Raw genomic sequence first — 17479 nt, 5'->3', positions numbered from 1 at the left:
AGCCTTCTCCAAGCTCAAGGCCCTGCTGCGCAAGGCCGGCGAGCGGACCGTCGACGGCCTGTGGCGGCTGCTGGGCCGCCTCGTCGACGAGTTCCCGCCCGGGGAATGCCGCAACTACCTATCGCATTCCGGATACCGAGATACACCTTCTTGGAAATCGGTCTAGCGGCCCACGACGTGGACGATCAAGGATCAAACCGCCCTCGGTTGACAGGGCGGCATCCTAGCCCCCCCGCGAGGTAGGAGGGCTATCGCGACTTGACTTTGAGACGGCGAAAGCGGCGGTTACGCTCCCGGGAAGGAGCGGGCGTGCTTCTCGCGGCGGGCGAGTTCCAGGTCGTGGTCGATCATCATTTTCACGAGGCCGTGGAAGTCGACCTCGGGCTTCCAGCCGAGGACTTCGCGGGCCTTGGTCGCGTCGCCCTGGAGGACGTCGACCTCGGAGGGGCGGGTGTAGCGTTCGTCGAATTCGACGAAGTCGCGGTAGTCGAGGTCGACGAGGCTGAAGGCCTTCTCCAGCAGCTCGTGGATGGAGTAGGTCTCGCCGGTGGCGACGATGTAGTCGTCGGGCTTCTCCTGCTGGAGCATCATCCACATGGCGCGGACGTAGTCGCCGGCGAAGCCCCAGTCGCGCTTGGCGTCCAGGTTGCCCATCACCAGCCGCTTTTGCAGCCCTTCCTTGATTCGGGCCGCGCCCAGCGTGACCTTGCGGGTGACGAACGATTCGCCGCGGCGGGGGCTCTCGTGGTTGAAGAGGATGCCCGAGCAGGCGAACAGGTTGTAGGCCTCGCGGTAGTTGATCGTCTGCCAGTGGGCGTAGAGCTTGGCCACGGCGTAAGGGCTGCGGGGGTGGAACGGGGTGTTCGGGCCCTGCGGGGCCGGGGCCGCGCCGAACATCTCGGAGCTGGACGCCTGATAGAACTTCACCGGCCGGCGACGGTTCAGAACGCGGACGGCCTCCAGCAGCCGGAGCGTCCCCAGGCCGACGACGTCGGCCGTGTACAAGGGCTGGTCGAACGAGACCCGGACGTGGCTCTGGGCGCCGAGGTTGTAGACCTCGTCGGGCTCGACCTCTTCCAGGATCGACGACAGGCAGGAGGCGTCGGCCAGGTCGGCGTAGTGCAGATGCAGGCGCTCGGCGGCGACCGGGTTCTCGCGCGACAGGTGGTCGATCCGCTGGCGGTTCAGCGTGCTCGACCGTCGGACCAGGCCGTGAACCTCATAGTCGGGCTTGGCCAGGAGGAACTCAGCCAGGTAGGAGCCGTCTTGTCCGGTGATGCCGGTGATCAGGGCGCGTTTCATCTCGATCCAGTGCCTCCGGTGCAGCGCATCGCAACTGGGCCGGCGACCCCTGGGGCCGCCCCCACTTTCCTTCCATTCCCTGGTCGTTGGCCGACTTAGGGGACGTGATATTCCGCCCGGTCGGCCGGCAGGATCGGCTCAAGCGCGGCGAGCAGCTCCCGGGCGAATTCGCCAAGGGCGACGGCGTCGGGATCGGCGGCGCCCGGGTAGAACACCTCGACGGTCATCGAGGACCCGCGAGTGGTCCTGCCGTGGCTGCTGCGACTGGTGACCGGGAACCGTCGGACGTAATTCTCCAGCTTCCCTGCTCCGAAAATGTAGTACCAGAATCCCACATGCTTCACAAGGTCCCCCTGCGCGTAGCCCAGACGGGTGATCGTCAGGTCGCGGGCGTCGTCGGCGGGGAATTGCAGCTCGCGGGTCAGGGACTCCACCTTCTCCCATCCGCTGGAGGGGAGGCAGATGTCCGGGGTGTGGCGCAGGTTGGTGCCGAACTCGGAGTAGTTGATCCAGAGCGTGAACTTCAGGCCGGGACGGCGGAGGCTCTCGTACTCGCGGTTGAGGTACTCGGTCGTCTGGGCGCGCTCGACGATGCTCGGGGCGACCGGGACGTCGCGGCCCACCCAGCCCGGCAGGTCCATCGGCAGCGAGGTCAGCGGCCGCTGCAACGGCGGTCTTTCGGTGGCGTCCAGCCGTTCCAGCCCGGCGCGGGCCGCCAGGCCCAGCGCCAGCATCGCGGCGCAGACGCCGCAGCGTTTCAGGGTCGTCATGACAGCTCCTTCCGGGCGGCGCCCAGCGACAGCTTCGGCGAGATCCGTCCCGACCAGCCCTCGGCGCCCGCCAGCCTGGGACGGCCCGACGCGGCGGCCGTCGGCTCGGGATCGGCGCCCGTCCCCGACGAGTTGGAATCGGTCGGCGGCGAGGCTCCGTCGTTGCCGCAGAAGAGGTCCATCAGCATGCAGACCGAGTTCAGCAGCAGCAGGCCCATCCCCATCAGCAGAACGCCCTCCATCGTGTGGAAGGCGCCCTCGGCGTAGCGGGGGTCGATGTAGTGCATGATGTAGCCGGTGGCCACGACCCGCGTGGTGTTGGCGAACAGGGCGATCGGCAGGGCCGAGAGGACCACGACCGCCCGATACCAGGCCGGCCGCCGAGCCAGGTAGGCCACCGCCGCCGCCAGGGCCAGGAAGCCGGTGAGCTGCCGCATGCCGCTGCACGCCTCGGCGACGAACATCTGCACCCCGCCGGGGAGCGTCATCCGGTTCCCTTCGCAGAGCACCGGCACGCCGGTGGCGTTCATGAAGCCGGACGCCACCCGGCTGGCCATCAACTGCAACGGCGAGGCGATCCGCGAGTAGAGCGCGATCGGCAGCGGGACCATGAAGATCAGGAAGGCGAAGGGGAACCAGTAGCGCCGCAGGGCCGCCGGGCCGGCGATCATCGTGAACGCCCCGGTCAGGGCGCCCAGGAACGCCAACTCGCCCAGGAACGGGATCGGCAGCGGCAGGGTGACCGCGTTGACCGTCAGCGAGGCTCCCAGCAGGAGACCTCCCAGCCAGAGGCCCGACCGTCCCGCGGCCGCCGGCAGAGGGCCTTCACGACGGAAGACCTGCGCGGCGAAGTAGAGGCTCAGCAGCGGCACCAGCGGGCCGTGGCCGTAGTTGTCGTCGGTCGTCCAGGCGTACTTGAATTCGCCCAGGGCGTCGCGAAAGGCCAGAAGGACCAGGGCGATGCAGGCGACTATGGCCAGGACCGCCGGTCGTTCCGCCGGGTCGCCGACCCGGCGCAGCAGGTCGTCCAGCAGGCTTGGGGAGGCGTCGGCCGCGGGTTCGGGGGTTGGAGACGGCCGGTCGGGGGTCGCCATGGTCGGTCTTCCTTGGGAGCGTGGAGAGGATTCGCGCCCTGTGGTTTGATCCATCAATTCGCCTTGGGGCCCGCGGACCCCAGGCGGTTCGTCCCTGATCGAGTCGCGGGGCCGCCCTGAAGCTGCAAGGCGCGGCGGCTGACATCGTCGGCGGCGGTCGAGGCCAGGGCCTCGTCGAGCGCCGCGCGGTGCTGGTCGTCGTCGCCGATCTTCAGCGCGACGTCCGCGAGATTGAACCACCACGACCGCCGGATGCGGTGGTCGGGCATGAGGTCGATGGCCGCTCGGTAGCGGTGCTCGGCCTCTTTCCAGTCGGCCCGAAGCGCCAGGGCCTCGGCCGCCACGGCGATGGAGACGGCCTCGGCCTCGGGGTCGTCGGACGGTCTGTCGGCGGCCTCGGCGCGGCCGCGGGCCTCAGCCTCGGCGCGCTCAAGGATCCGTTTGAGGATCGCGTCGGCTTCCGGCTTTCCTTGCTTCTTGAGCATGCGGGCGACGGCCAGGGCGGAGACGCCCGATTCGGGGACGGCCTCGGACCAGTCGCGATACGACCAGGAGGCGTCGGCCGCGAGGTCCGCCACGACGGCCGCGGCCAGGGCCTCGCCCGGCAGCAGGTAGCGGGGGACGTCCTTGTCGTTGCTGTAGGTCAGCGGGCTCGAGGAGTCGGGGCGGGTCCGCGCGGCGATCTCCAGGGCTCGGCGGTAGACGCGGACGGCCTCGGCGTTCTTACCCGCCTTGTGAAGGGTGCGGCCGGTCCAGGCCAGGCCGACGGCGTCTCGACTGAGCCCCACGGTGGGCGTCCCTTCGCCGCGGCCTCGGGCCAGGGTCAACCGGGCGACGGGCTCCAGCGGCGAGGCCGCGGCGGCGGCCTCCAGCATCGCCGGGGCGGTCGTCTCGAACTCGTTCTCAACGCGGGTCCCGTCCAGGTAGACGCCCCACTGCGCCAGGTGCGCCGGCGAGGCTCCCCACCACGAGGGGGACGGCGGCTCGATTCCCTTGGCCAGCGCTCGTTCCTTGTCGGTCCCCCGGCGGAATCCGGCCGTCGACCGGATGACCGTCGCCGCGTTGTGCGAGACGCTCGCCTGCCGCCAGGCGCCGAGGCCCAGCAGACCGCCGACGCCCAGCAGCAGCGCCAGGGCGGGCGGACCCACGAGCCAGGACGGCGCGCTCCAGTGCGAGGGCGGCGTGGGTCGGGTCGGCGCGGGCTTCGCGAACCGCGCCGAGGGCTTCGGGATGGGCCCGGCGGCCTCACGCTCGCGGACCCGTCGGGCGCTGGCGCCCAGCACGTCCTGGACCGAGGGGAGGACCCAGGGCTCCTCGGCCTGCGACCGTCGGGCCCGAGTCGGGTCGAAGGTCTCGGGCTCCTCCTCGTAGACCGCCGCGCGGCGAGCCTGCGGAGCCGTCGCCGCCTGCGCGGGGGACGACGTCGCGGCCGGGCTCGAAGGAGCGAATCCGGGAGCCGCATCGAACGGCTCGAAGCCATAGCTGGTGTCGGCCACGAACCGCCGCGACGAACCAGTCGGCTCGACCTGGGGCGTGTACGTCCAGGCGGGCTCGTGCTCTTGCTCGTGTTCGGGCTCGGCATCCGGCTCGGTTTGCGGCTCAGGCGTCTCGATCGCCGGGGGCGCGGGCCGGAAGAACAGCCGGCGCGGCAGGCGGCGACGGATCGGTCCGAGCGGCTCCGGAACTGGGGCCGGGGCCTGTGCGGTGATGTCCGCGAGGTCCATCGCCTCCAGGCGGGCGGAGAGCGATTCGTCGGAAGTGACCTGGGTCTGCAACGCCCTTCCCCCCTGGAGGGGGAAGGTGGCCCGAAGGGCCGGATGAGGGGGATGATCGGCGTCGGACGCGAATTCCGCCGCCTCCTCTTCCATGCAGCGGCGGTCGTCCCCCTCATCTGACCGCTGCGCGGTCTGTCTTCCCCCTCCAGGGGGGAAGACGTCGGAACGCTCGCAACTGATGGCGGGCTGGTCGCCCGCCTCCCACGCTTCCTCCGAAATCCCGCGACCCTCATCCGCCGCTGCGCGGCTGCCCTCTCCCGGGGGCAGAGGGGACAGGAGATTTGTCGCGGAGGGGCTTTCCGGCTCCACGGCGGCCGGTGCTGGCGCCGGCAGCATCAGCAGGCTGATCAGCGGGCCGAGAACGGGCGGCCTTTCCTCGGGGGTGGTAATCGGCCTCGTGGTGATCCCCCCTTCTCCCCTGGTGGGAGAAGGTGCCCCGGAGGGGCGGATGAGGGGGGCCGTAACCGTCGGCCGACCGGGACCCCCCTCATCCGGCCTTCGGCCACCTTCTCCCACCAGGGGAGAAGGGGGATTCGCGATGGTCCGCGAGGAGGGAGGAGAAGGCGCGGGCCGCTTCGGCTCCACGTTGGTCGCGCGGGGCTTCGGCTTCTCCCAGCCGGGCCGAGACGTCGGCGACGGCGTCCGGGTGGGCGAGGTCCAGGCGTGGGGCGCGGCGCCGTAGCGCGGGGGCTCGGCCTTGGGCGCGGCGGGGCGGCTGACGTCGCGCGGCGGCGGTTCGGGCGTCGGCGTGGGGCGTGTCTCGGCGGCGCGGGCGGCCTTGAGGCGGTCGCCGGCGGCTCGCCAGCGGGCCTCCCACGGGTTGGTCGACGTCGGCGGCGATTGCGGCGCGGCCGGCGTCGGAGCTTGCGCTCGGGGCCGGGTCGGGCTCGGTTCGTCGCGGGAGGCGCGCCAGTCGGGCTCAGCGAATCGGTTGCTCTTCAGCGACAGGGTGAACCGGCCGACCTGGAACGGGACGTCGAACGGCAAGGCCAGCGGCGAATCGACGGGCTGGCCGTCGAGCGTCACGCCCGAGCCGATCAGCGGCGTGAGGTGCCAGGCCCGGCCGCGGCGGTGGAGCCGCAGGGCCTCTTCGGGGAGCGACGAGTCCGAGAGTCGGACCTCGCAGAACGCCGCGCGGCCGACGCGCACCGATATCCACGGAAGCTCGACGATCCGGATGGGCCCGGATTCGCGGTCCTGGATATGAAGGCAGGTGGATTCGGCCATGGTGGAATCGACTCCTCCGTGAGCGATGCCCCGTTCGTCGTTCCGCTTCGCGTCCCGGCGAGCGGCGGTCCTCATGCTCGTTCGACGAACAGGTCGGCGGCCCCGGCCAGCCAGCGGTTCCAGGCCCCTCCCAGGGCGCTGGCCGAAACGGCCACGGCCGGCAGCTCCACCGTCCAGTGGACGGCCGCCAATAGACTAAGCCCCACGACTGCTCCAATCAACCCATGAGCCAGGAAGCGATCCATCGAGCCGAGCCTTCGCAGACCGGCGGGGATGCGGATCAGCGACCAGAGCGCGGCCGCTCCCAGGATCGCCAGGCCGACCGCGCCGGCCTCGGCGGCCCACTGAAAGAGGCTGCTCATGGCGGTGTTGGACGTTGCGTCGCGGTCCTTGAAATACGGTTGAACGGTCGCGAACCCCCCCAGGCCGACGCCCATCAGAGGGAACTCGCGGAAGATCCTCGCAGCGTCGCCCCAGACCGCGCGGCTGTCGCTCCAGTCGGGGGCTTCCAGCGGCGGCTTGGCGCCGGCGACCTCGGCCCAACGGACCTGCACGACCGCCCCGAACGCCAGCGCCGTCAGCAGCCCGCCCGCCAGCCCCATCCCCAGCGTGCGGGCGGCGGGGTTCAGCAGGGAGGGGAGAGCCACCACGGCCACGCCGGCTGCGAACGGGATGCAGAACCAGGGGCCCGCGGCCATCCCCAGCAGGAACGCGGCGGGGATCGAGAGAGTCGCCAGCAGGATCGCCAGGCTGTCCCGGCCGGAGGCTCCCATGCGGTGGGCCCAGGTCTCGCGGCTCCCCTGCGGCGAGCAGAGGTGCAGCACCAGGCCGAGCGACAACGGCAGGGCCATCGCCCCCAGCGCCAGGAAGCCGCCGACGCCGCCGGGCATCGTTCCGAACGTGAACGGTCGGGCGACTTCCATCCAGGCGGAGGCCGTCGACCCCGGCCGCGACGACGGCGGCAGCTCACGCAAGGTCGCGATGGTCGGAGCCTCCAGGATGTCGTTGTAATCGGTCCCCCACCACGGCCCCGCGCCGGGCGCGTACATCCCGTAGAGGCCGTCGGTTCGGGTGCTGACCTGAACCACGGCGAGGGTGGCGTTGATGAAGAACCCGGCGATCACGGCGCCGCAGATCAGATAGAACCGCTGAAGGCGGTCGACCGCGTGCGAGACGCACCAGAAGATCGCCAGGCAGGCCGCCGCCAGGGCCAGCCGGCGGACGGTCGCCGCGCGGTCGAGGCTGGCCGGCGACCGGATGGCCGCGGCGTCGAGCGTCGCTTTCGGGTCGTCTTCCAGGGCGACGGTGGGGAGCACGCCCCGGGCGTAGACCTCGCGAGCCGCCGGCGAGATCCTCGCCGCCAGCGAGCCCGGCAGCGAGACCGCCTGCAACATCCCCAGCCCCAGCACGGCCAGCCCCAGCAGGCCCAGCGGGCTTTTCAGGATCGCCGTTCGGCCGTCGACCAGGTTGCGGATCAGCAGCAGGGCCGTCAGCGCCGTCGCCGCGACGGCCAGGCCCGGCTTCATCCACCAGGCCGCGCCGCCGAACCCGAGGATCACGGCCAGCACCAGGCCCGCGACCAGCCAGCCGAAGCCGCGGTCGAACAACGCCAGGAATCGCAGGCGGAGGCTGTTCAAGGGGGATGACTCCAGGTCGCTCGTCGCTTGTCGGTTCGTTGGGCGTCAGGTCAGGCGTCGGATCAGGTCGGGATCGCTTCGATCAGGCTTCGGCCAGGGCTTCCTCGCGGGAGGGGCTCGCGGCGGCACCTGGCAGGGCTCGCTCCCGGCGCTGAGATGACGCCGAGATCGGAGCCGGGCCGTAGCCGTAGCTCGACCAGTGCTCGACCCCTTCGCTCAGGCCGTTGACGATCACGCCGGCGATCTCGACGTGCGACTGCTCCAGCACGGCCTTGGCCCGCTGGAGGGTCATCGTCTGGTGGGCGCCGGCGCGGACGACCAGGACCGAGGCGTCGACCATCCGGCCCAGGACGCGGCAGTCGGCCATGCCCAGGATCGCCGGGCCGTCCAGAATCACGCGGTCGTAGTTGTGGGTCAGCGCGGTCAGGAGCTGTCGCAGCTCCAGCGTGCCAAGGATCTCGATGGGGACGTCGGTGGTGTCGCCGGTCGCGATGAAGTCCAGGTTGTGCAGGTCGGTGTGGCGGAGCGTGGCCTGCCAGGGGACGGCGCCCTTGAGCACGTCGACCAGGCCCAGGCCCTCGCTCTCGGGGTCATCGGCCGGGAAGACGTCGGCGAGGGTCGGGCGGCGGAGGTCCACGTCCAGCAGCAGCGTCCGCTCGCCGGCCCGGGCGCAGGCGGCGGCCAGGTTGATCGCGGCCGTCGACTTGCCGTCGCCCGCCTTGGCGCTGGTGACCAGCAGACTGACGATCGGCCCGTTGCGGTCGGCGGCGCCCAGCAACGAGGCGCGAATGTTCCGGAAGGCGTCGGCCGCCAGCGAGTCCGGGACGGCCGAGGTCCACAGGTGGCCGGCGCGGTGCGTCAAGGCCGTGCGGGCGATCCGCGGCACCACGCCCAGCAGCGGCAGCGACAGCCCGTGGCTGACGTGCTCCGGCACGCGGACCGAGTGGTCCAGGTGCTCCAGCAGGAAGACCAGGCCCAGCCCCAACCCCAGGCTGGCGAGCAGGCCCATGACGATCATCATCGGCCGGTTCGGCTTGATCGGAGTGGGCTGCTCCTCGATCCGCGTGAGGACCTTCACCGGCGGCTCCTGCGAGTTCGCCAGCAGCTCGAAGGCCGAGAGCTTGTCCTCCATCTCGCCGATCCGGATCCGCAGCGCGTCGCGGTCTTCCATCAGGCTGAGGAACTTCTGGTGGTCGGGCATCGCCTTGCGGAGCTTCTCCAGCAGATCGACGCGCTGACCTTCGGCGGCGTCGATGTCGCTCTGGAGCGAGTTGTAGATCATTTCGGTCGGGTCGGCGGCCATCTTCGTCTTCTCGATCGGGGCCGAGAGCCGGTCGATCCTGTTGAGCACCTCGTCGAGGTGGCTAGCGAGGTTTCGGGCGGCGAGGTCGCCGTTGAAGTTGCGGCTCCCTTTCTTGATGGCTTTGAGCCGCTCGACCAGGACCTCTCGCTCCTCCTGCAACCTTTCGAGCTTCTGCTGGTTCGCGACCTCGGCCGGCGAGACGTGCTCCTCCTGGCCGAAGAGCGGGGCGAAGAGCATCTTCTGCTGAAGCTCCGCGGCGCGGGCCTGTTGCAGCTCGATCGACTGGCCGAGGTGGGCGTACTGCTCTTCCAGGATGTTTCGTCCGCCGGGGCCGATGGTTCCCAGGGTTTCGATGGACTTGATCATCTCCCCGTGCTTGGAGCGGGCCTCGTTTTGCAGGGCGTTGAGGCCCGCCCGCGCGTTGGCGACGACTTCCTCCTTGTGCCGGGTCTGGTCGTGCTTGGCGTAGTTGACCAGCTCGTCCAGCAGGGCTTCCAGCAGCTTGGCGGTCTGCGCCGGGTCGCGGCCGGTGAGGGTGACGTGGTACGAGTTCGACCTCATGACCGGCGTGACGGTGATGTTCTTGACGATCAGCTCGGTGGCTGGGTCGTCCATCTGGGCGACCTCGGGGCCCCACTGCCGGTGGGTCAGGGCGCGTTCGGCCAGGCCGCGGCCTTTGAGGTCGGTGATCATGTCGGCCGCGTAGGTCGCCTGCACGGCCGCGTCGGAGGACCCCGGGCCGTTCGAGAGCACCGTCTGGAGCGAGGGGTCGTTGTGGGGCTGCTGAATTCGGATCGTCCCGGTGGCCTGGTAGACCTTGGGGAGCCGCAGGGCGTAGATGGAGGTCATCGTCCCCATGGGGACGGCGATCAGCAGGGCCAGCCAGAACCGCCGCCGCAGCGCGGAGACGTAGTGGCCGGTCGTCTTCACCGCGGCGAGATCGGGGCCGTAAGGTGTGCCGCCGAAGGTCGCCGGCGCGTGCGCCGGGAAGCCGGCGGGGGCCGGCGCGGCGGCTCCGTGGCCAGCCGGGGCGATCGATGCGGATGCTCGGCGATAGGGGGCGATGTCGTCCATGATGACCTCCGTGTCCACTCCGTCGGCGTTCGTCTCGTCGGTCGGGGTCGATGCGGCTCAGTTGGGCGCAGGCTCAGCGGCGGACCAGGCCCTTCGCCATGGCGATGGGGAACGGGGCCGGCGGCGCGGGGATCTTGGCCTCGACCGCGTCGGCCCGCCAGTCCGGCGGATCGGAACCGGCGGCGGCCTCCTCGGCGCGTCGGGCGGCTTCCTCAACGGCGAAGCCCTGGAGGCGGTCGCCCAGGCTTTCGGTCAGTCGCTGGAGGTAGCGGAAGACGATGTCGGCTTTCAGGGCTCCGTCGGCGAACCGCATCACGGCGGTGATCCTCAGGCTGCCGCTGACCGTCCGGAAGATCGCGCCCGGCGAGGCCGTCGTGCCGTCGTCGATCGCGTCGAGGGTCTGCACGGCACCCTCGGGCGGGAACGAGGCGTCGGCGCAGGCGACGTGGATGCCGGCGCACCCGAGGGTCTCGGCCGTCTTCTCCAGGATCTCGAACGCGGCCAGGGGAGACTTGCACAGCTCGACGCGCTGGATGGCCTCCCAGGTGGTCTTGGCCGCCTGCCGCTCCTGGCGGCCGCGGACCATTCGGGCCTGGAAGTCGTCCAGCAGGTTGTTCAACTCGTCGCGGCGGCTGGTGACCACCACCAGGAAGGCCAGGCAGCCGGACATCCCCAGCACCAGGGCCAGGAACTCGCTCCGCAGCGAGACCCCCAGCAGCACGGCCCCGCAGAGGAAGCCCGAGAAGCAGTACAGCAGGAGGGCCGCCTGTCGGGGGTTCAGCCCCAGCCCGATCAGGATGTGGTGGACGTGGCGGCGGTCGGCGGCGCTCATCGGGAGGTTCCGCACCCAGCGCCGGAAGATGGCCATGGCCGTGTCCGAGATCGGCAGCCCCATCGCCAGGATCGGGAACAGGATCGAGATCGCCGAGGGGCCTTTCAACGACCCCTGCACGCCGATCACCCCGATCAACAGCCCAATTAAGAGGGCTCCGCTGTCCCCCAGGAAGATGCAGGCGGGGTGCCAGTTGTAGAGCAGGAACCCGGCCAGCGAGCCGGCCAGGGCCGTGGCGAGGATGGCGACCTCGACGTTCTGGTTGTGCAGGGCCACCAGCGTCAGGGTGCCGCTCACCAGCAGGCCGACGCCCGAGGCCAGGCCGTCCATGCCGTCGATCAGGTTCCAGACGTTCATGCAGCCCAGGAACCAGAAGAGCGTGACCAGCAGGCTCGCCGGGGCGAGGTCCAGCGACCGGCCCAGGAACTCCAGGTGGAGCGCCGGGGAGGCCAGGTTCAGGTCCAGCCCCAGGGCGTCGATCCGCTCGATCCGGATGCCGCCCAGGTAGAGGGCCATGACGGCCGCGGCCTGGCCCAGCAGCTTTACGCGCGGGCCGAGCGACCGGGTGTCGTCGATGAAGCCGACCAGCAGGATGATCAGCGCCGCGAGGACGATCGGCCGTTCATAGGAGAGGTCGGGCAGGTTGATGCTGAAGTTGGGCGACCAGGCCGAGGCGTGCGGCAGGAGCACCCCCACGGCGATCCCCAGCGCCAGGCCGAGACCCCCCAGTCGGGGGACGCTCGATGTATGGATTCGCCGGTAGCCGTCGGGCTTGTCGATCGCGCCGACAAGCCCGGCGAACTGCGTGACCAGCGGCGTGGCGAGCACGCAGCCCATCATCGCGAAGGCGAAGATCATCAGATAGCCGTTGGAGATCATCATCCCTGACCCTCCCCGCGCCGTGTTGACGTCGCTCCGGTCGGCGTCGACCGGCTTGGAGAACCGATCGGATTCCAGCCCCGTTCGGCGACGAGAAACGCCGAAACGCCGGGCGAGATGAAGACCATCGGTGAGGAAGGACCGCTACTCGGGCGAAGACGGCCCGCGTTGCGTCGATGGGAATAGTGAGTCGAGGTGTAGCCAAGCACGGTGTATCTCGTCATCCATGACTCGTGCAGGTGCAATTTCCTCCCCCGGGCTTCCGTCCTGGGGTTGGACACTCTCTGAAGACGACGGAGTATCCGTTATCACCGGAACCCCGTCAAGCGCGTTCGTGGACGAAACGAGCAATCCAGGACATCCGCATTCCGAACCTCAACGGCCATTTCCCCTCTCGCCGGGAAAGGCCGTTATGGTCCGGATGGTGGCAAACGGTCTTCCCCCCTCGCGGGGGAAGATAGATCGCGCAGCGATCAGATGAGGGGGACGACCGCCGTCGGATTCGCGTCCGAAGCATGGTTTTTGAGAGCGACGCCGATCCCCCCTCATCCGGCCGCTTTGCGGCCACCTTCCCCCGCGAGGGGGGAAGGCCGTTATGGACCGAACCGAAGTCGTCCGCGATCGGCGACGCTCTCGCCGTCATCCTACGCCGGTTCCTGGCCACGCGAGTGTGGCCAGGGCGCCCGAGGATCACTCCTATCAAAAGGCGGCCGTCGATCGCCATAATCGAAACGCTGCCGTCGCACCCCGAGGACCTCCCGATGTCGACCGCCACCGAACGCCGCCGCCTGAAATTCCAGGACCTCCAGGACGCCGTCCGCGAGGCCGAGGCTCTGCATGCTGGGGGCTACCGCCGGCTTGGGAAGTGGGATTTGTCGCAGGTCTGCGGCCATCTGGCGGACTGGCTGACGTTCCCCGTCGACGGTTTTCCGAAACCGCCGACGGCGCTGCGGGCGGTGATGTTCGTGGTTCGGAACACGGTCGCGCCGGCGATGCTCCGCAAGACGCTGGCGACCGGCGAGATGCCCGGCGGCGCGCCCACGATGCCGGCGACCGTCCCCTCCCCCGGCGGCGACGAGGCCGAAGCCCTCGCCCGCTTCCGCCGCGCCGTCGAGCGGTTCCAGGCCCACGAAGGCGATTATCTCCCCTCCCCCCTGTTCGGCCAGGCGTCTCGCGAGGACGCCAACCGCATGCAGATCATCCACTGCGCCCACCACCTGGGCTACCTGATCCCCAACGCCTGAGCCGCGTCCGCTCGCGGCATTGGCTTCGATTGTTGTGCACGCTGTTCGCCCGATGCTCGGCAACGCGTTGTCGTTTTGGGCCTTACGGCGTTTCGCCGTTGGCTTCGTTCGGCGAGAAACACGAGTTGATCTCGCTCGACTCCCCTCCGAATCCGAATTGAGAAAGAGCCGGGATTCAACCCCCCTCTATTCTCAATGTGGACTCCGCCGTGCGTCTCTGTACGCCGGCTGGAAAGATTCCCGGGATCGCGGCCTGGTTCGAGGAAGCTCGCGAGCTTACCCAAGTCCCCTCTCCCGCCGGGAGAGGGTGCCCGAAGGGCCGGGTGAGGGTCGTCGGATTTCGGATCGAGCGTCGCGGAGGGGCGAACAGTCTTCCCCCCTCGCGGGGAAGATAGATCGCGAAGCGGTCAGATGAGGGGGACGACCGCTAAAGAGTTCTCAGTTGCCGGTTCTCAGTTTTCAGCCAGATCCTCAATGGCAACCGACAACCGACAACTCCTGAGCGGCCACCTTCTACCGCGAGGGGGGAAGGCCGTTACGGTCCCAAACTTGACCGACATGCCCTCCGAAATCCGACGACCCTCACCCGCCGCTGCGCGGCTGCCCTCTCCCGGGGGGAGAGGGGACGAGATGCGGTTTCATTGGCGGCAAGCGGGTGACGACCATCCACGAGGAGGTGCGATCGATCGGGTTGGAGCGATGAAAGCGCGCGCGAATTCCTCAAGCCGCTCCGCGTTCTCGCCGATTCAGGTTGGACAGACTCGGGTGCGAATATGCCGATGGCGCCGGTTGCAGGGCCGTGGAGACGGCCCGCCGGGATTCGAGCCGGGGTCGGCCAGGGATCGGAAGGGCGAGGGAACTCATGTCGCACGAGGAACTTGCGGGCGGCCAGGCTCGCAACGCCAAGCGTCGCAAGGTGGAATTTCGGACGACCCTTGAGGACCTGGAAGGCCGTCTCTTGCTGTCCGCGGCCCGCCCGCTTCGGCTCCGACAGTCCGCTGCGCTGATCCACCAGCAGTCGACCGCGAAGCTCGGCAAGGCGCAGGCTCTTCAGCAGCAGCGTGCCCAGGCCGCCGCGCTCCGGGCCCAGGCCGCCGCCCGGACCACCAACCTCGGCGTGGGCGCCAACCGCCTGCGAGCCCGCGGCGGGATGCGCGTGAACATCTCGCCGACGATCAACGTCAACCCGACGATCAACGTCGGCGGCTCGACCTCCAACCCGACCGTCAATCCCACGATCAGCCCCACGGTCACCTACCCGACCACGACGGCCTCAACCACGACGACCACCCCAGCCACCCAGACGGCGTCGACGGCCTCCACGACCCCGTCGACCACGACGAATACGGCCACGAAGCCGACCACGACCACGACGACTACCCCAAATCGCCCGGTCACCCGCCCCGGCGCGATCGGCTCGTGGACCAACGTCACCCGCCCCAACGGGCCGACCGTCAAGCCGTCGACCCCGACCCAGACCACCACGACGACCACAACCACCACGACGACCACCACCACGCCGCCCACCACGACGACCCCGTCCACGCCCTCCACCACGACCACGGATCCCACCACGACGACCACAACCACCACGACCGATCCCACGACGACCACGTCGACCGACCCCACGACGACCACGACCACGCCGACGACCCCAACGACTCCCACCACGCCGACCGCGCCCACGTTCGCCGATGGGACGATCATTCGGAACGAGCAGACGGGGGAGCTGGGATACTACAGCGGCGGCAAGCGCGGGCTGATCTCGCCGCCGGTCGCGGCCAAGATGGGGCTGACGACGGACAAGACGACGTCGGTGACGAACGACGACTTCAACGCGGTGCCGAAGGGGCCGGACTACTACCCTGAGGGGATCTTCGTCCGCAGCGACCAGACGGGCGAGATCAGCCGGTACTCCGGCGGGACCTTCCACGTCGTCTCCACCCCCGTCCTGAACTACCTGAACGTCGGCGTGAACGACGTCGCCACGATCCCCGCCGCGCAGTACGGCGCGACCTCCAAGGGGGACGACTACTTCCCCGAGCGGACGCTGATCCAGAACCAGCAGACCGGCGAGATCGACATCTATTTCTCGGGCCAGCGGCACTGGATCTCCGTGCCGGTCGCCCAGCGGCTGAACATCCAGCCGAGCCAGCTCGTCGTCATCAGCCCGACCCAGTTCAACGGGGTCTCGCAGGGCAAGGATTACTTCCCCAACGGCGTCTACATTCAGAACCAGGAGACCGGCGAGATCTCCCGCTACCAGGACGGCCAGCGCGGGGTGGTCTCGTCGCCGGTGGCCTCCAAACTGGGGCTGAAGGCGACCGACCTGATTTCGGTCTCGGCCTCGCAGTACAACGCCGTGAACCAGGGGGCGGACTACTTCGCCGACGGCATGTACCTCCAGAACAACCAGACCGGCGAACTGGCCGAGTACAACGGCGGTCAGCGGCACTGGATCTCGACCCCCGTCGCGACCCAGCTCAACCTGACCCCGGCCATGCTCACGATCATCGGCGCCGACCAGTTCAACGCCATCCCCCGAGGCGGCGACTACACCCCCCCCGCCCCGGACCCGACCGCCACGGTCTGACCGGCGACCGATACGCCCCGATCACGACTCGCCGCGGTCCGCTCCCCCAGGGGCGGGCCGCGGTTTTTTCATGCGCGGTCGAACTCGGGATGGGCCGCACGGTGAATCCGGTGGAAGACATGGCCACCCAGACAATCCGAACGGGAACCGCTTGAGAGGGTCCGTCCCGGCTTTCGATCGGATATGATCGCCCTGGCGTCGCTCCGAGGACTCAGGTGAGAAGCGGAAAGTTTGACATGAAATCAAGAATTGACGTGTGCAAGGGGCGGCTGCTCTTGTCGTCGACGCTGCTTCTGGGGGTTCTTCTGATCGGCTCGGTCCGAGCCGCCGAGCCGCCTAACTTCGTCCTGGTGATGTCCGACGACCAGGGCTGGGGCGACATGGGTTATTACGGCCGACCCCGACTCCAGACGCCCAACTTCGACGCCCTGGCCCGCGAGGGGCTCCGGTTCGACGGGTTTCACTCGGCGGCCCCCGTCTGCTCTCCGACGCGCGGGAGCGTGCTGACGGGTCGGACCCCCAATCGGTACGGTTGCTTCCAGTGGGGATATCCGATCCGTCCGCAGGAATTGACCATCGCCGAGGCGCTCAAGCAGGCCGGATACCGGACCGGGCATTTCGGCAAGTGGCACCTGGGTTCGGTTCAGGCGGCGAGTCCGGTCAGCCCCGGCGCCAGCGGATTCGACGTCTGGGCGTCGTCGCCCAACTACTTCGACCTGGATCCGATCCTCAGCGAAGGGGGCAAGGCCGTCCCGCACCAGGGAGACAGCTCCGACGTGACCGTGGACGTGGCCCTGAAGTTCATCCGGGCTTCCGTGGCGGAGAAGCAGCGGTTTCTCGCCGTGGTCTGGTTCGGGTCGCCCCACGACCCGCACGAACCGCTCGAAGCCGATCGGCTCCCCTACGCCGGCATGCCGAAGGCCCAGCAGAACTACCTGGGCGAGTTGACCGCGATGGACCGCGCCTTCGGGCGTCTCCGGAATGAGATCCGCGAACTCGGCATCCGCGACAACACCGTCCTGCTGTTCTCCAGCGACAACGGCGCGCTGCCCGCCGTCGGCTCGTCGGGCGGCCGACGCGGCGCCAAGGGGAAGGTTTACGAAGGGGGCCTCCTCGTCCCCGCTCTGCTGGAATGGCCCGAGCGGGTCAAGGCGCCTCGGACCGTGAAGACCCCGTGCGTCACGTCCGACATCTTCCCCACCGTACTCGAACTCGCCGGGGTGAAGGTCGATCCCACGCGCCCGCTCGACGGCGTCAGCCTGGTCCCGCTGATCGAGGGCCGAACCGAGACGCGCCCGAAGCCGATCGGCTTCTGGGACTATCCGACGGCCGGCCTCCTGGTGCCGGCCAAGAAATGGATGGAAGAGCTTTATGCGTCCCAGAGCGCCGGCAAGGAGCCCGATGATCCGGAAAGGCTTCACGCCGACGCGGCCGAGATCCACAAGCCGTTCCCGCTCGACCGATTCCCGGGCCACTCCGCGTGGCTGGACGGCTCCTGGAAGTTCCACCGGATCGAGAACCCGAAGGACGGCAAGCTGACCTACGAACTCTACAACCTGGACGCCGATCCCAGGGAAGCGAACGACCTGCTCGCCAAGGAGCCGGAACGCTCAGCCGCGATGCAAGCCGCCCTTGAGGAATGGCTCCGTTCCGTCGCTCGAAGCCAGAACGGCGAGGATTACCGAGGGTAACCGACCCAGAATTTGGAGAGTCCCGGTCAACGCAACGGCGTGGCAGACGCCCTCGTCA

The 17479-nt window shown here is 69.3% G+C and carries 10 protein-coding genes; 3 read left to right on the top strand and 7 right to left on the bottom strand.

The features are described 5' to 3' along the window. Positions 1–285: 285 nt before the first annotated feature. The 7 genes from gmd to G5C50_RS31440 all read right to left on the bottom strand — a co-directional run bounded on the left by gmd (position 286) and on the right by G5C50_RS31440 (position 11896). On the bottom strand, positions 286–1302 hold the full coding sequence (gmd, locus tag G5C50_RS31470) for a GDP-mannose 4,6-dehydratase (protein ID WP_165075917.1): 1017 nt from the start codon (positions 1300–1302) through the stop codon (positions 286–288). Between the two features lie 95 nt (positions 1303–1397). Then, on the bottom strand, positions 1398–2072 hold the full coding sequence (locus tag G5C50_RS31465) for an EpsI family protein (protein ID WP_165075915.1): 675 nt from the start codon (positions 2070–2072) through the stop codon (positions 1398–1400). Continuing rightward, positions 2069–3166, bottom strand: coding sequence for an exosortase/archaeosortase family protein (locus tag G5C50_RS31460; protein WP_165075913.1), 1098 nt, complete (start codon positions 3164–3166; stop codon positions 2069–2071). The genes G5C50_RS31465 and G5C50_RS31460 overlap by 4 nt, the downstream gene beginning before the upstream one ends. Positions 3167–3219: 53 nt before the next feature. Next, positions 3220–6168 carry a hypothetical protein gene (locus tag G5C50_RS31455; protein ID WP_165075911.1) on the bottom strand — a complete coding sequence of 983 codons (2949 nt, stop codon included), beginning with the start codon at positions 6166–6168 and terminating at the stop codon, positions 3220–3222. Positions 6169–6239: 71 nt separating this feature from the next. Continuing rightward, positions 6240–7805 carry an O-antigen ligase family protein gene (locus tag G5C50_RS31450; RefSeq protein ID WP_165075909.1) on the bottom strand — a complete coding sequence of 522 codons (1566 nt, stop codon included), beginning with the start codon at positions 7803–7805 and terminating at the stop codon, positions 6240–6242. Positions 7806–7887: 82 nt separating this feature from the next. Beyond that, positions 7888–10182, bottom strand: a complete 2295-nt coding sequence (locus G5C50_RS31445) for a polysaccharide biosynthesis tyrosine autokinase (RefSeq protein WP_165075907.1) — start codon at positions 10180–10182, stop codon at positions 7888–7890. Positions 10183–10255: 73 nt separating this feature from the next. Further along, positions 10256–11896, bottom strand: a complete 1641-nt coding sequence (locus G5C50_RS31440; RefSeq protein ID WP_165075904.1) for an MraY family glycosyltransferase — start codon at positions 11894–11896, stop codon at positions 10256–10258. A gap of 758 nt (positions 11897–12654) precedes the next feature. Between G5C50_RS31440 and G5C50_RS31435 the strand changes: the two genes are divergently transcribed. The 3 genes from G5C50_RS31435 (at position 12655) to G5C50_RS31415 (ending at position 17421) form a co-directional block, all read left to right on the top strand. Further along, positions 12655–13137 carry a DUF1569 domain-containing protein gene (locus G5C50_RS31435; RefSeq protein ID WP_165075902.1) on the top strand — a complete coding sequence of 161 codons (483 nt, stop codon included), beginning with the start codon at positions 12655–12657 and terminating at the stop codon, positions 13135–13137. An 862-nt stretch (positions 13138–13999) separates the two neighbouring features. Next, complete coding sequence (locus G5C50_RS32465; RefSeq protein WP_206107940.1) at positions 14000–15730, top strand: hypothetical protein; 1731 nt, start codon at positions 14000–14002, stop codon at positions 15728–15730. 236 nt (positions 15731–15966) lie between these two features. Next, on the top strand, positions 15967–17421 hold the full coding sequence (locus G5C50_RS31415; RefSeq protein ID WP_165075895.1) for a sulfatase family protein: 1455 nt from the start codon (positions 15967–15969) through the stop codon (positions 17419–17421). Positions 17422–17479: the final 58 nt, after the last annotated feature.

This window comes from Paludisphaera rhizosphaerae, from assembly GCF_011065895.1.
Lineage (GTDB): Bacteria > Planctomycetota > Planctomycetia > Isosphaerales > Isosphaeraceae > Paludisphaera > Paludisphaera rhizosphaerae.
Note: the sequence above shows the minus strand (reverse complement) of the source record. Positions and strands in the feature narration are given on the sequence as shown.